This window comes from Legionella erythra, from assembly GCF_001467615.1.
Lineage (GTDB): Bacteria > Pseudomonadota > Gammaproteobacteria > Legionellales > Legionellaceae > Legionella_C > Legionella_C erythra.
Genome location: NZ_LNYA01000021.1, coordinates 31,216 through 45,993 on the forward strand (window position 1 = coordinate 31,216; position 14,778 = coordinate 45,993).

A 14,778-nucleotide genomic window follows, 5' to 3' on the forward strand; every position below is an offset into this window, starting at 1 on the left:
TGGCTGGCCATGCCGTTCATTTAAGTAAATTTTTTAGCAATAATAACCATTATCACCGGGTTTGTGCTAAATTTATACAGTACGCAGTCGATTTTAATGAGCTTTCAAATAATGCCCAGCTGTACAGTGCGGGAGTTTTTCCTATGAATGCCAGTATGAGCGACATTAACTACTCTGAAACGGGTGGTCAATACAGCGCATTAAACTCCAAACTCTATTTGATGGATCAATTTGAGTTAAATGCCAATGATGCAACCGCTTCTCAATCAACCACTTATGAGTCGAGCCGCCCAGGTTCTGCTGACAACGCGTCATTTAACCTGGCGCAGGAACAATATTCGCTTGAGCAGACAGGTAGTTTGCCGGGTGCGGCCAATACCCCAATCGATGCCGGAGACGAAAGCGATGGAAACAGTCATGCCGAGCAGCCCTTAGACAGCGCTAATCCAGCTCAACATGCCGTTAGTGCGGCAACCAGCACAGCGGCTTTGCTGGGCGTCAATGAGGAAGCCATAAAAACCATGGGCGGCGGCGATGCGGCTTTCGATAACCCGCTACCCGGTCATGCTGGCGGAGCCGGTGGTTTAAATGGCCAGATGAGCGAACGGGCGGCAGCCAATGCCAGCGGTGACAGAAGCGGCGGCAATGCCAGCCATACGACCGTAAACAACCAGTCACATGTAGAGAATCATGCCACGACGGTTGATAATCATCACACCACCACGATAGAAGGCGATTCTGATATCGATGTCCATGTTGTCGATACCACGGTGGTCAATAATGCCATTGATTCAACCAACACGCTGATTAACAATACCCTGAATAATACGACAAATCAGGTTAATACACTGATTGATTCCACCACCAGCCTGGTCGATAACACCCTGGTCAATGTCACTGAACTGGGGGATACCGCGTTAAACCATGTCGACAATGTGGTTAATCACCTGGGCGATACCTTGGGCGATGTCACAGGCGATGTGTTTAATGTGGTAAACAATACCACCCACTCACTGTTTGAGACGCTGACCAACACAACGCAGGTATTAGGCAGCATCACCACCGAAATTCTTGGTGATGTGTTGGGTACCATTGAATTTAACCTGGATATAGATCTTGGTTTAAGCAGTGATTTACTCAACCAATTCGATTTATCCAGTCTGGCCAACACCTACTCTCTTCTTAATGACAGCATTATCCGCCAGGCTGCTTTCGAATTGACCAGCGACTTTTTAAATATCAACATTGATACGGGCCTTATTGAAAATAGCCCGATTGTTACCAGTGTTCACGAGACGCTGGGTGATATGCTCGGGCAGGTGGATGGCATCACTGCAGACCTCCCGGTGGTGGGGGCGGTGGATTCAGCCCTGGATGCGGTAATTCCTGAGTTACCCTTTGATCAGATTGAACTGGGATTAACTGACCATGGCGTGATTGATCTGAATGATTTCAATATCACCAATGACACGAATGTGGTTCAGGATTTAGGAACATCCCTGCTGAGTGATGACAATGTCCTTGACAATTCCCTTGATTTGCTGGGAGAGGATGATTCTTTAATCGACGATGTCTTGAATCTGAATGGTGAGGAGATCATTAACACCGATGATGGCCTTCAGGACATTGTGGATAATGTCGGCGAGGTGCTGCAGGGCAGCGTCAATGACTTGCTGGATGATGCAGGGACGATTTCAGGCGAGGAGCAAGGCGGCAGTCTTCTCGATGAGGGAGTAGGGGATCTGACGGACGTGCTGGCTGGCGAGGAAGGCGGGCTTTTGGACGCGCTGGATTCTGACCTGACGGGTGACGATTCCGGTTCTTTTGTCAACCCGGTGATTGAAGATGTCAGCGAGACAACCGATAATATAGCAGACGGTCTTGATTTAGGTGATGTCAGCGGCGATTTAAGTGAAGGATTGCTTGATGGCGGTATGACCGCCGATGCACCCCTGATTAATGAAGCAGAAGACAGTGCCGTAAGCTCGGATCTTCTGAATAATGTCGACCAGGAAGTCAGTCAGATTATTAATCTGTTTGAGACCACCCTGGCGGTTAATGATGAATCGGCTGACAGCAGTGATACGGCAGCGCAGGAGGCACTTGTCGTTGAAAATGATGGAAGTGATGCGATTTATGATGCCATTGCGTCAACGCTTGAGGCGGCAAATGACGGATCAGAGACCGTCATTAATGAAGCAGACATGAGTGTGGATGCCACGGTAGGCCAGGTGAATGATGCCATTGACCATCTGGGGTTGTATGATAGCCATGGCGGGCTTTTTGGATAACAGGAGTAATAGCCCAACTTGGTAGAAATACCGCGTAAGTTGATATTGGAATCATTTTCAGGGAAAGAGAATGGGTGTGGCTCATTTTTCAACTGGCGTGTTATTTCATAAAATCAGGGAAAACGGCCTGTTGATTGCGTTATCGATAAGCATCAATGTTTGTGCTTTAGCCCTCCCGGTTTATACTCTGCAAGCGTATGACCGCATCATAACCAACCAGAATTTCTCAACCTTTTTTATTCTGACGCTCGGGGCTTTCCTGTTTATTGCGTTTGAATTTTTATTCCGCCTGTTACGCAGCAACCTGATTTCTTATTACGCCAATAAGAACAAGCATGTGGAATTCATCCGGGCCATTCAGCAATTCGCCCGTATTAAGCCTGAAAAACTGGTTCATTTATCGTTGGCTGAAAAAAGCGAGATTATAAACGAGTTATCGAAAACCAATGACTTTATTTACCGCCAGCTCTATGTTGCGTTGGTGGATATTTTGTTTTTAGTGCTGTTTTTAGCGGTGATTGCCTTATTATCCATTAAGCTCAGCCTGGTCATTCTTGCGGTATTGCTGGTTTTCACCCTGATTGCCATCCGCATTAATCTATCGATTATCAGGCAGCACAAAAACCGGGCGGGTTCTGACGAAAAGCGGCTGGCTGGCATCATTAATTTTTTACGCTCCATTTTTATTGCCAAAATGTATGCCAATGAATCCCTGCTATTGCAAAAACAGGACATCATTGAGCGTAAAGCCGTGGTTAATACCTACAAGCTGTCTATCAGCCTGTCCTTTTTGTATAATTTTTCAACTTTTACCACCCAGATTCTGATTGTTGCGACTCTGGTGATTGGCGCATCGCAGGTGATAACCGGCTACCTGACATTTGGGACCCTCATTGCCACCATCATTATCGCCGGACGCCTGACCAACCCGATACGCGAAATGTTGACGCTGTGGTTTCGAGTCGCGACTTACCTAAACTCCAATGAAAAGCTGCTGGATTTTTATAACCAGAATACCCGCACATACCTCAAAGGCCAGTTGAGCGCTAAATACTTGTATGCCCTGGATATGGAAAAAGTCACCGTGAAGGAAAATTATAAAACCAGCAAGCCTGCCATTTCAGGTTTAACTATCCAGTTAACTATTGGTCAGTGTGCGGCAATTACACAGATGAACAGCCATCAACGAGCCCTTTTAAAAAAACTGCTGACCGGCGCCATTAAGCCCGATAGCGGTGATATCCGTGTGTTGGGTAACCCGTTGTATAAGTTAAGCAGTGAGCAATTTCATCATCTGGTGGGCTATATCACCATTGAAGAGCATTTTATCAACGGCACGATTTTGGAGAACATGACCGGCGGACGGGATATTGCCGACGAAGAAATCGAAGCACTCTGTCAGTTGTTTAATATGAAACATGACATTTTGCAACTGGAATATGGTTTCCAGACTGTTTTAAACGCCAATACACTGCAGGAATTGCCTTTAAGCCTGCGCGTGAAGATTCTTCTGGTGCGTTGTTATATTTTCAGGCCGCGGGTGGTTATTGTGGATACAGACGATGAGTACGTTGATGAACAATTATACCAGATGCTGTTTAAATTTTTAAAAGCCATACGCGAACAGTCTGCGATGCTCATCTTATCCAATGATTATAACCTGGTGAACATTGCGGATTATTGTTATCGGCTGGATGAATGCCGTTATCACGCGCTGGATATCGAGAATTTATAGGTGGGCGCTTATGAATAAAGACGCGCTGCAGCAATTAAAAGAAAAAATAATGAGGGGGCTTTCGAATGTCTCAAGCTTAAGCCACTCATTTAAAAACATTCATTTTGACATTTATTTAAATGCCTATATTTTACTGACCATTAAATTAAATCCGACCCTCATCCATGATTTCAATACCATTTTAAAATCGATCCCACATCAAATCGACAAACCGAATATCATCAATATGACTAATGGTTTATCCCAGTTAGGTTATGTGACCCGGCAGTCACGGGGTTGCAGTTCGCTTGAAAAATTAACGTTCCCCTGCCTGTTAATCAAGGGGGCAGATATTGATAATCATGCCCGTGTCCTGTTTCGTGAAAACGAGACGATTATCTGTTATGACCCCTTTAATGACTCCTACACCGCGTTTGAGGCCTTATTCATTGATAAAAGTTATCTGGTTTATACCTTTGAAACGTTTGAACAGGAGCGGTTTGATTTAAGCCGGGGCGTGCTTAAATTCCTGGGGCGATCCTGGTTCGTCGCCTTGTTGACCCGTTTTCGCTTTGTGATTGGCAAGCTGGTTTTTATTTCCATCGTGCTGCATTTATTTTCGTTGGTGATGCCGCTTTATATTATTTACACCTACAATCGCGTGATTGTTTCGCATGACACCTCAAACCTGATGGTGGTGACTGCCAGTGTGATTTCCTTGTTGCTCTGCGAGCAATTATTGCGTTACTTCCGTGCGGGTGTGCTGTCCTGGTTAGGCAGCCGCGTGGATTACATCGTGACCAATGAAGTGCTGAATAAGTTAAATCAGCTGCCTCTACCGATCATTGAAAAACTCTCCCTGCCGTCGCAGATAGCCCGCATCCGTTCTTTTTCATCGGTGCGCGATTTTTTTACAGGCCCCATTTTCTCAACACTGCTCGAGCTGCCGGCTATTTTGCTGATGATCCTGTTAATCAGTTACTTTCATTATCTCTTTACGGTTATTTTTGCCGCGGGTTTTATCCTTTTAGCCCTTTGCCTTGCATTCTTTCATCGCATTCTGGCGGCAAGAATCAAAAAAAATACGCTGATCAATACGGAGAAATATTATCTCACGGCCATTTATCTCGACAAATTAAATACCTTGCATTATCAGGGGCTTGAGCGCTACTACACACGAAAGCTCAATGCCTTATCCGAACAGGCCACGTATTACAATCTCAAGGCAGAATTCGCCAGTAATTTTGTCGACAATTATGGTAAATGGATTACCAATGTGGGGATTCTGATTACTTTATGTGCGGGCATTTATCTGGTGTGGTCCAATCAAATCACGGTGGACATTTTATTGGCTACTGTTTTTCTTTCCTGGCGCATTTTTTCCCCCATTCAAGTGGCGTCATCGACCATGGTCCGCTCCGAGAAGCTCTATCGCACCATCCAGCAGATTGATAATTTTCTCGAACTTCCCGATGAATATGATGCTCACAGCGGCCTTAAAAAAACCATAGAAATTAAAAATCACATCCGGCTGGCCAATATAGGCGTCTTTTACAATTCCAATAAACAGTTCGTGTTAAAAAATTTTTCGATGGTTATCAAGGTGGGGCAATTGATTGCCATAACCGGCGAAAGCGGTGTTGGAAAATCAACCCTGCTTAAGTTAATTACCGGTTTTATCAAACCCAATATTGGCAAGGTTCTAATCGATGATTATGACATCAATCAGCTAAACATTCACTCGCTGCGAAACCAGATTTGCTATATCCATCAATCGGAGAACATTATCCAGGGAACCATTTATGACAATATTCAAATCGTGAACCCGTATTTGACGAAAGACGATGTGGATGACTTGTTTACTTCACTGTTTATGGCTGATGAGCTCAGTAAATTGCCAGAGGGTTTAAATACTTACATCAGCGCCGATAACCTCAGTTATCTATCGAAAAAATGGCTGAAATCCATTGCCATGGCAAAACTGTATGCCAGTCATGCGACCATTAAACTCATCGATGGTTTGAACAGGGATTCATTCCCACCAAAGACCTGGCATAAATTTTTAATGGATTTACAACAATGGCGGCATGACAAAACAATAGTCATTGTGACCGATGATGACCAAATCTGCCGGATGGCCGATCAGACGATTAATCTTAAAAGTAAATTATTGAAATGAACAAAAGCAACGAGGGAAGAATGGGGGAGTGGATGCAGGCGATACGCAAGCTGTTTTATCGTCTTTACAGGCGTGTAACAGGCCGTTCGCCACAGCAAAAACTCATGGTTACCGCTAAAATCAGACGGGATAAGACCAAAACGCCGCTGGTTTTGAAAAAGGAAAACGATATTTTTCTGTATCAAACCTCAAAAAACCACGAGTTATTCAACCCCAGTCTCATTAAAGCCATGTCGCTGCTTTTTATCGTGATCCTGATCGGTTTCATCGCCATCGCTTCGGTAACCTCCATAAAAGAAGCGGCCATTGCCAAAGGGGAAATCCAGCCGCAGAAAAATATCATCACGCTTCAACATTTCGATGGCGGGGTTGTCACCAAAATTCTGGTGAAGGAAGGCGAGGCGGTTCGTGAAGGGCAGATCCTCTTGACCCTGGATGGCATTGGTGTCAAGGAAGATGTTGCGCGGGTGGAGAGCAAGAACCTGATGCTTAAATTTCAAAAAGAACGTTTAAAAAGCGCTCTTAATGGCGAAAAACCGAAATTTGAGCAATACACCAAAGACAACAAGCTGATTGACGAGCAGATGGCTATCTACCATGACATGCTTAAAGCCGCCAAATCCGAGAAAATTATCCTGACCAAGCAGCTGAATCAACAGGAGATTCATTTAAAAACCCTGCTTTCGAACCGTCAATACCGGGCCAAGGAAATCGAAATTGCAACAAAAATTATGGCCATGTATAAAACTTTAGCCAATGAAGGCCATGCCTCGAAATTGAAAATGCTTGAAGAGGAGCAGCGGATTCTGGCTTTAAACCGGGAGTTTACCGCCATGGGGCTTGAAATAGAAAAACTTGAAAAATCAGTCCAGGAGTATCGGTTCAAACTAAGTTCCTTTGATGCTAACCGTAAAAATACCCTGAACCATCAATATGAACAAATCGATGAAGAAATCAATGAGAATAATGAGTTGATTAAAAAACTGAAGCAAAAATCCAATCGCCGGCATTTACGGGCCCCAGTCGCCGGCATCATCAATGCCCGATATGTCAATGAGGTAGGGGAGTCCATTTACCCCAATAAAAAATTATTTGAAATTGTGCCGCTTGATAGCCCGTTAATTGCAACGCTGCATATCAGTCCGAACGACATCGGCCATGTCAAGCTGGGTGATCCGGTATGGATAAAAGTCAGCGCCTATGATTACATCAAATACGGCCTCATTAAAGGGGATCTCTACCATATTTCCGCAGGAACATTAAATGACGACAAGAACAGTGCTGAGCCTTATTATGAAGGAAAAGTCCGTCTGAAGCAGAATTATGTCATGGTCAGGGATGAGAAAAAATACCTGATGCCCGGCATGCTGATTAAAGCAGAAATCATCACGGGTGAGCGCACCGTATTGGAGTATCTGCTGAAGCCTGTTTACCGTTCAATGGATAGCGGGTTAGTGGAGCGATAATCATGTTAATTGTAACAGAGAACCCGAGTGACATGGCGAATCTTGATTTCATCGACAAATCATTCATGGTTAACGCGCATCATGCGGGTTTTGATGATTTAAGATGGCACCGGTTGCGCCTTATCAATCACGACTTGATTGTATTATTACCCGGCGCTATCGACATATCCTATCACCTGAAGTACTTAAGCATGGCCTCTGACGCCTCCATTATTGTGATTACTGACAACCAGGATAATATAGCCAGAAAATACAGCCGTAATCTCATTGTGCTTAAGCCGCCCCTGTCCAGGGATTTTTTCAGCGGCTCTCTAACGACGCTTATTCAGCAGCATCAGCGCCACAAAGTCCCGGTTTTGGAGTTTATTAATACCCTGAATACAGCAAAATTTGTCTTAAACCACATCCGTCAGGTTGCTCCTTTATCCAGAGCCATTGCCAAGGCGTCCTTAAACACGCCGCAGCTTCGCCGGGGTATTTATGAATTGCTGTTAAATGCGTTTGAGCATGGCGTGTACCAGCTCGGTTTTGACTTAAAACACCAGTTGATTGCTGACAAACAATATTTCGCTGAGTTAAACCGCCGCCTGCGCGATCCAGCCTTTAAGGGGAAAAGCATTGAATTGTCCATTTATAAAAAGGAAGAGGGCACCTACATCAATATTACCGACCCTGGCCTTGGTTTTGATTATAAACCGTACTTAACCGTCAATAAAAATTTATCCGACGCCAAAAGTGGCCGCGGCATTGCTTATGCGGCCAATTATTGTTTTGATCAACTCATTTACAAAAATGAAGGGCGAAGCGTTTTTGCCGTGCTGAGTAATCAAGGCAAGGCGCTAAAACCACTGTGAGCCGGCGCTTGCTTCTCATGCTCTGGTAGTGCAAAGTAAATTGATTATGCCCCAAAGGGATTCACTATGAAACTTGAGGAATTGCTTTACCAATTCAAAACCCATGCTGTGTTGGCTGAAAAGCAGCGCTTGAGTCAATGGGCTTATCAATTCAGCCATCACAACGCCGCTTTTTTACAGGGGTTAAAAGCCTGTGGCCAACACCTTAAGGAAATCAAATCGTCCCCTTTTTTTAATCATCTTGAGAATGAGTCTAAATACGCCATTCTTCGGCAAATCAAGAGCATGGAACAATTGACTGAGCAGGTTATCGAATTGGACCTGGTAAAAAAAAAGTGGCCAACTGCGATTACCTATCAGGCTCCTGCCTATGATGAAATCCTTGCCATGCGTGGCATGTATGCGGGCGGCAAGCAGGATCAACTCGCCCGTTTGCTTAAATTGGTTAAAACCCTGAAGACACAACTGAAACCACAACAGCTCACGGAAACGCTGTCACCCGTGAGTCACCACTGGATTGATCGCCTGCCCTGGCTCGTGCTGTGTCAGGCCATTCGCAGCCGGGAAATAACCCTGGCTAAGGCTGCTTTTGACGCCATTCCTGAGGATAACCCCGTGCTTAAAGCCTTACTGAAGGTGCATGATAAGGCTTATCTTGTGTCCTTAGTCAAAACCTGTGCCGCATTAGCACCGGGCAAGGTCAAGGAAATCGATATCGATATTCTCTGTGGTCATCTAACCTTTGAAGTGTTAATTCATGAGCTCCTGACAACGCTTGAGCAGCGCCAGCAATTTAACTTTTGTCTGGGTTTGCCAACCCATCATGCCTACCGTGATCGGGGGGCGGGTTTTTGTCTTCTGAACAAATTAGCCGTGGTGATGGCTTATGAGGAATTAACAGCAGACGCCCCTTTTCACACGGTCATTATCGGAACCGATATCAACAGGGATGATGGCTTAAACAGTGTGTTAATGGCAGAGACGACAACGCAGTCGTTTACCCACATTGACATTTATGATTCGCGGGTTTATCCCTGGCAGGATGACGGGGTGTTGCAGGAACGCATGGGGGCGCCGATTGAAGAGCATGGCCGGGTTTGGCAAAAAGGCAATAAGTGCTACCACAGCGTGGATTTGGCCCTCTGCTCACGGCAGCGCAGGGGATGCCATGCCGCTTTGCATTATGCCTTGGAAGCGCTCGAGACTTTATTGGTAAATGCCGCGAAAAAGAAAGAAAACGTCATGCTTTTTCTCCCCACAGGTTGGGATTCGCACGAAATGGAAGAAGCCCCCTGCGGTAAAGAAATCGGAAAAGACCATACACTGAGCTCAAAAGAAAGCCATAGCCGGCGTTTTAGCGATGAGGATATATTTCATTTCACACAAAAAATTGTCGAAATGATCAAAACATACCCCGACACCCTTTGCCGTGTTTACTGGCAGCTGGAGGGCGGGTATACGGAGTATGTGAATGTGCGGCAGTTGAAAAATACCGTGGGTATACTCAATGAATTTTACCCCTGGGTAGAGGAAACCATGGAAAACTCAAAAGCCTTGGCGACCTGATGCAACAGGTACCCGTCTGCCATGACCCATGCTAAGCTTTGGCTCTCTTAAATCAACTCATGGACGCAATGAATACGTTGCCCTTACCTATTCTGCAAGGAAACAGCTTTTATCTTGAGCCGCTTTTGCCCGCGCATCGCGAAGCATTGCAGCGAGCGGCGGATGATGAGCGGATCTGGACTTACATGCCCATGCAGGCGCATGGCGCCTTTTTTGACGCCTGGTTTGCAGACAGCCTTGCAAAGCAGGCAGATAAAACGCAACTGACCTACGTTATCCGCCGCTTAAACGATGACCTGGTGATGGGCAGCCGCAGTTATTATGACATTGTTCCTGCGCATCGTCGTCTGGAAATCGGGTATGGCTGGCTTAAACCTTCGTTTTGGGGTTGCGGCGTTAACCCTGAAGTCTTTGCCCTGATGTTAGCTCAGGCGTTTGAGCAATGGCAGTTTAACCGTGTCCAAATTGCCACGGATCCCCGTAATAAGCGGTCTTATAATCAGTTAAAAAAACTGGGGGCAAGCGAGGAAGGGCTTTTACGTCAGCATATGATTCATCATCAGGGCCTGATTACGGATACGGTGGTTTTCAGTATCATTGCCAAGGACTGGCCTTTAATCAAAGCGCGATTATGGGGTGGGCTTAAGACTGTAGCAAAAATTGACAGCACCGATGACAGGCATTAGTATGCTAGGCCGCGTGTTATTACCGAAATTGCAAGGAGTGCTTATGTCAAAATTCATTATTTCCTGTTTTTTCTTTTTCTTTTCCTTGCACAGTGCGGTATGGGCAGACCGAGTAGCCATCATCGGCGGCGGCGCAGCCGGTGTAGTCAGTGCCTGGTTGCTTGAGCAGGATCATGAAGTAACCCTCTATGAATCCCAGGATCGTCTGGGCGGGCATGCCAACTCAATTGACGTGGAAGTGGATGGCAAAAAAATCGTTGTAGAAGCAGGGGCTGAATTTTTTAATCAGTATGCTTATCCTCATTTCATGCGATTATTGAATTTTTATAAAATAGCCGTTAAGCCCTTTACGCTGGTGACCACGTATTATGATACAGATGGCAGTGATTTAATTATATTACCCCCTTATCATGATGGTCAGGTCGAGTGGCAGTCGCTGACGCCCTCCAATCTTAGAAAACTCATGAACATGAAAGTGGTGCTTGATGTCGGCCATCATGTGATGGAGGAGAAAGACAGCACTTTAACGCTCGAAGTACTGGCGGATAGTATTCATATCACCGAGGTATTTAAAGACACGTTTCTATACCCCTTCCTGGCTGCAGGCTGGGGCGTGACCAGTGACGAAATACGAACCTTCTCAGCGTTCAGCGTATTGCAATACATGGTGACCAGTTATGACAACAGCAGCAACGAGTGGTTTGAAGTGGAGACGGGTTTATCCAGTTATATAACGCGCATGAGCCGGGATCTCAAAAACAGCCGCATTCACTTAAACAGCCATATCGCCAATATCACGTTTGAACAGGGGGCCTATGTCATTGAAGAAGACAACGGCACGCGCCGTGAATTTGATCACCTTGTGTTTGCTACCAATGCTAAAATAGCCGCCCAATTGATGAAGTCCCTGCCCGAGCGGGAAGCCTTGATGAAAACCCTGGCCAGAGTCAGGTATTATGATACACAGATTGCCATTCATGGCGACAGACGCTTCATGCCGCCAAAAGAAAAAGACTGGCGGGTAGCGAATGTGCGTTATGACGGGGTGAATTCCGCCATGACCATTTACAAAAAATGGAAGAGCAAAACCCCGGTTTTCAAAAGCTGGGTCACCCATGATATACGTGCGCCGGGTGATAAAGGCAGCCAGACGCCTAACCATCTTTATGCGCTGATTAAATACCAGCATCCCTACACGGATAAGGCGTTCTTTGAGGCTCAAAAAGCGGCACAGGCCGAGCAGGGGCAATACAATCTCTGGTTTGCCGGCATGTGGATGAATGACATTGGTTCGCATGAGGATGCGATTGTATCAGCTATTCATATTGCGGAGCGTCTGGCGCCAAACAGCGCACGTTTGCACATTTTACAAGGTTAACGGTTGCAGCGGACTTAAGAATAGAGTAAATCTTTTTAGATAGGAACCGCAGCGTTTCATGAATGAATAGTAACCAAACCAGGAGGTTGGATGAGTGAGGTAAGGGATTACCAGGATGCCAGGGCGCAGTTTCGTCACTGGGAAGCTCAATTGAGGGATAATTTGCTGCGGCCTGATTCCGGTTTAATGCATACCTATCAGTGTTATTTCCCAGAGGATGTTGCATTTATTCAGAGCCTTAAAGATTTTGCCCGCAGCATCCCCGTGCTTGAAGCCGTGGTCATGGAGAATAATAAGGATGCCAACCTGCCTTCTGTCGACCATTACAATGCTTTTGGGGAGCGGCAGGATCGGGTGATTCATCATCCCGCCTACATTGAAGCGGGAAACATCATTTATGGTTCGGGGTTAATGGCTTACCTGTTGCAACCCGGTCACATGCTTAAAACCTTAAGTCTCTTTTTATTGTCCTCGCATGCTGGAGAAGCGGGCCATCATTGCCCGATTGCCTGTTCAGCAGGGGTTATGCGGGTGTTAAGTCATCAGCCCGAGTTGGCTGAAGCGGCACAGTATTTAGAGAAGTTAAGCCATCCCTCCTTTTCGGATAATTTTACCGGTGCCCAATTCTTGACCGAGATCCAGGGTGGCTCCGATGTTGGCGCCAACGCCTGCACGGCTTATCAGGATGAACAAAAGCAATGGCGGATAACAGGGGAAAAGTGGTTTTGTTCCAATGCCAATGCTGAATTGATTTTATTAACCGCACGTTATGATGCCGAAATACCCGGTACGAAGGGGCTGGGCTTGTTTCTGGTGCCGCAACGCCTGCCTGACGGCCGCCTCAATCAGTACCACATCAGACGGCTCAAGCAAAAAATCGGGACCCGTTCCATGGCCACGGCGGAAATCGATTTTGATAAGGCCCTGGCTTATCCGGTGGGTGATGTGCGGGAGGGAATTCATCTGGTGATGGAAAATGTCCTGCATTTATCCCGTATTTTTAACGCGTTTTCCGTGCTGGGCATGGCAAGACGCGCCTGTCAGACAGCGTATTACTACGCGTGTAATCGTCAGGCTTTTGGCAATCCCCTGATTCATTACCCCCTGGTTAAAGAAACGCTCGCGCACATTCAGGCAGAAAACACGGCCATGCTGGCCAGCATTTTTCATATGGTGCGTTGCCAGGATGAGTGGGACGCCTCAGACCAACCGGATAAAAAAGATGAACTTCTGCTGCGGACATTGGCCAATCTGAATAAATATTTTACCGCCAAACGCTCAGTGGAAAACATTCACCACTGTTTGGATATTCTGGCAGGTAATGGCACCATCGAAACGTTTTCCTCCCTGCCAAGGCTGCTTCGTGATAGCCTTGTCTGTGAAAACTGGGAGGGCACGCACTTTACCTTGTGGATGCAGATTTTAAAAGATATCCATAAACGGAATGTGGATGACATTTTGTTTGCTCATTTATCGCAATTGCTTAAACCGCTTGGCGATGTCGGCAACGCCTTGTTTGGGCTTGCCCTTGAGGGATTAATCGAGGATACCCGCCGGCTAAAGACCCTGCCTATGGAGGAACAGACCTTGCTGATTGGCCCGGTAGTAGAGGAAATGGCGGTACTGACAGCGGCCGTGGCATTGGCAAGAGAATTACAGGCAGGGGAGGCACCGCCCTCCAAGTCGGCTGCACTGACGTTGTTTATTCACAAATATCTGCACAAGGAATATCAGGTCGACAGGAAGTACCTGAGCCTGCTGGATGACGTTCTGGGGGGTATATAAAATGAGGTCATGGTTCAAATGGATTGTTTGTGCGTGGATATTGGTTTGGATTTTACCGGCACAAGCCAATTTGAAAGTAGGGACTGTCTATTTTTACCCGCCCTTCGTCACGGCAGCCAACAGCGGATTTGATCTGGACATTATTCGCATTATCTGTGAAAAATTAAGGCGTGATTGTGAAATTGTTCCCATGGACTACCATGAATTATTTCCCGCATTAAAGCAGGGAACGATTGATATAGCTATCGGCGGCATTACTATTTATTCCAAAAACAGTGACAAATTTATTTACAGCCTGCCTTACATGGTAAGCTATGGGCAATTTTTGATTAAAAACGACAGCACACTGGATACCCTGTCTCAATTAGCGGACCAGCGCATAGGGGTAATTCGCGGGGAAGAAGACGGGGGCGTTTTTTATCGATACCTCAAGGAAAAATTTACCGGTCAATTTAAAATTGAATTTTACAATGACATGGAAGATTTAATTGAGGCCTTGAAAAACAGCGAGGTCACGGCGGCATTTTTCCATCAATCAACTGCTGTTTATTGGGTACAGAATGGCGGGGGGCAATTTAAAACCCTTGGCAAGCCCATGTCAGTCGGTCAAGGGATAGCCATTGTTGCATCCGCAAAAAATGCCGCATTGATTGAGCAGATTAATACTCAAATTAAACGCATTGATCGAGATAACCGCTATTTGAGTTTATACCAGACTTATTTCGGCAGTTTATAATAAATACAGCCTGCCCTTGTCGTCCTGCCCGCGCAAGCGGGTATCCATTAAGATCCCGGATGAGGGATACTTGGGATAGTGCGGCAATTGTTGCTATTTGTCGGTCATTATTCCTTGATTCGT

At 46.0% G+C, this 14,778-nt stretch carries 10 protein-coding genes; all 10 read left to right on the forward strand.

What is annotated here, in order from left to right; genetic code table 11:
- Positions 1-143 precede the first annotated feature (143 nt).
- The 10 genes from Lery_RS04735 to Lery_RS04780 all read left to right on the forward strand — a co-directional run bounded on the left by Lery_RS04735 (position 144) and on the right by Lery_RS04780 (position 14,655).
- Positions 144-2,291, forward strand: coding sequence for a hypothetical protein (locus tag Lery_RS04735; RefSeq protein WP_058526114.1), 2,148 nt, complete (start codon positions 144-146; stop codon positions 2,289-2,291).
- 76 nt (positions 2,292-2,367) lie between these two features.
- Positions 2,368-4,026 (forward strand): ABC transporter transmembrane domain-containing protein, encoded by a 1,659-nt coding sequence (locus Lery_RS04740; protein WP_162262949.1) that lies wholly within the window; start codon positions 2,368-2,370, stop codon positions 4,024-4,026.
- 10 nt (positions 4,027-4,036) lie between these two features.
- Entirely contained in the window at positions 4,037-6,184 is a 2,148-nt protein-coding gene (locus Lery_RS04745; protein WP_058526116.1) for an ATP-binding cassette domain-containing protein, read from the forward strand.
- The gene (locus tag Lery_RS04750; RefSeq protein ID WP_082657123.1) at positions 6,181-7,650 is read left to right on the forward strand and encodes an HlyD family type I secretion periplasmic adaptor subunit; all 1,470 of its coding nucleotides are present in this window, start codon (positions 6,181-6,183) and stop codon (positions 7,648-7,650) included. Before Lery_RS04745 ends, Lery_RS04750 begins: the two co-directional genes overlap by 4 nt.
- Before the next feature lie 2 nt (positions 7,651-7,652).
- Positions 7,653-8,504 (forward strand): hypothetical protein, encoded by an 852-nt coding sequence (locus Lery_RS04755; protein ID WP_058526118.1) that lies wholly within the window; start codon positions 7,653-7,655, stop codon positions 8,502-8,504.
- A 66-nt stretch (positions 8,505-8,570) separates the two neighbouring features.
- Positions 8,571-10,070 (forward strand): hypothetical protein, encoded by a 1,500-nt coding sequence (locus Lery_RS04760; RefSeq protein ID WP_058526119.1) that lies wholly within the window; start codon positions 8,571-8,573, stop codon positions 10,068-10,070.
- Between the two features lie 68 nt (positions 10,071-10,138).
- Positions 10,139-10,756 carry a GNAT family N-acetyltransferase gene (locus Lery_RS04765; RefSeq protein WP_237759146.1) on the forward strand — a complete coding sequence of 206 codons (618 nt, stop codon included), beginning with the start codon at positions 10,139-10,141 and terminating at the stop codon, positions 10,754-10,756.
- 43 nt (positions 10,757-10,799) lie between these two features.
- Entirely contained in the window at positions 10,800-12,134 is a 1,335-nt protein-coding gene (locus Lery_RS04770) for an FAD-dependent oxidoreductase (RefSeq protein ID WP_162262950.1), read from the forward strand.
- 90 nt (positions 12,135-12,224) lie between these two features.
- Entirely contained in the window at positions 12,225-13,919 is a 1,695-nt protein-coding gene (locus tag Lery_RS04775; protein ID WP_058526122.1) for an acyl-CoA dehydrogenase family protein, read from the forward strand.
- 1 nt (position 13,920) lies between these two features.
- Positions 13,921-14,655 (forward strand): transporter substrate-binding domain-containing protein, encoded by a 735-nt coding sequence (locus tag Lery_RS04780; protein WP_162262951.1) that lies wholly within the window; start codon positions 13,921-13,923, stop codon positions 14,653-14,655.
- Positions 14,656-14,778 lie beyond the last annotated feature (123 nt).

What these genes read in the sequence shown, in the direction of transcription:
- Lery_RS04735 (WP_058526114.1), top strand. Translation starts at nt 144, where the DNA reads ATGAATGCCAGTATGAGCGACATTAACTACTCTGAAACGGGTGGTCAA.
- Lery_RS04745 (WP_058526116.1), top strand. Translation starts at nt 4,037, where the DNA reads ATGAATAAAGACGCGCTGCAGCAATTAAAAGAAAAAATAATGAGGGGG.
- Lery_RS04750 (WP_082657123.1), top strand. Translation starts at nt 6,181, where the DNA reads ATGAACAAAAGCAACGAGGGAAGAATGGGGGAGTGGATGCAGGCGATA.
- Lery_RS04755 (WP_058526118.1), top strand. Translation starts at nt 7,653, where the DNA reads ATGTTAATTGTAACAGAGAACCCGAGTGACATGGCGAATCTTGATTTC.
- Lery_RS04760 (WP_058526119.1), top strand. Translation starts at nt 8,571, where the DNA reads ATGAAACTTGAGGAATTGCTTTACCAATTCAAAACCCATGCTGTGTTG.
- Lery_RS04765 (WP_237759146.1), top strand. Translation starts at nt 10,139, where the DNA reads ATGAATACGTTGCCCTTACCTATTCTGCAAGGAAACAGCTTTTATCTT.
- Lery_RS04770 (WP_162262950.1), top strand. Translation starts at nt 10,800, where the DNA reads ATGTCAAAATTCATTATTTCCTGTTTTTTCTTTTTCTTTTCCTTGCAC.
- Lery_RS04775 (WP_058526122.1), top strand. Translation starts at nt 12,225, where the DNA reads ATGAGTGAGGTAAGGGATTACCAGGATGCCAGGGCGCAGTTTCGTCAC.
- Lery_RS04780 (WP_162262951.1), top strand. Translation starts at nt 13,921, where the DNA reads ATGAGGTCATGGTTCAAATGGATTGTTTGTGCGTGGATATTGGTTTGG.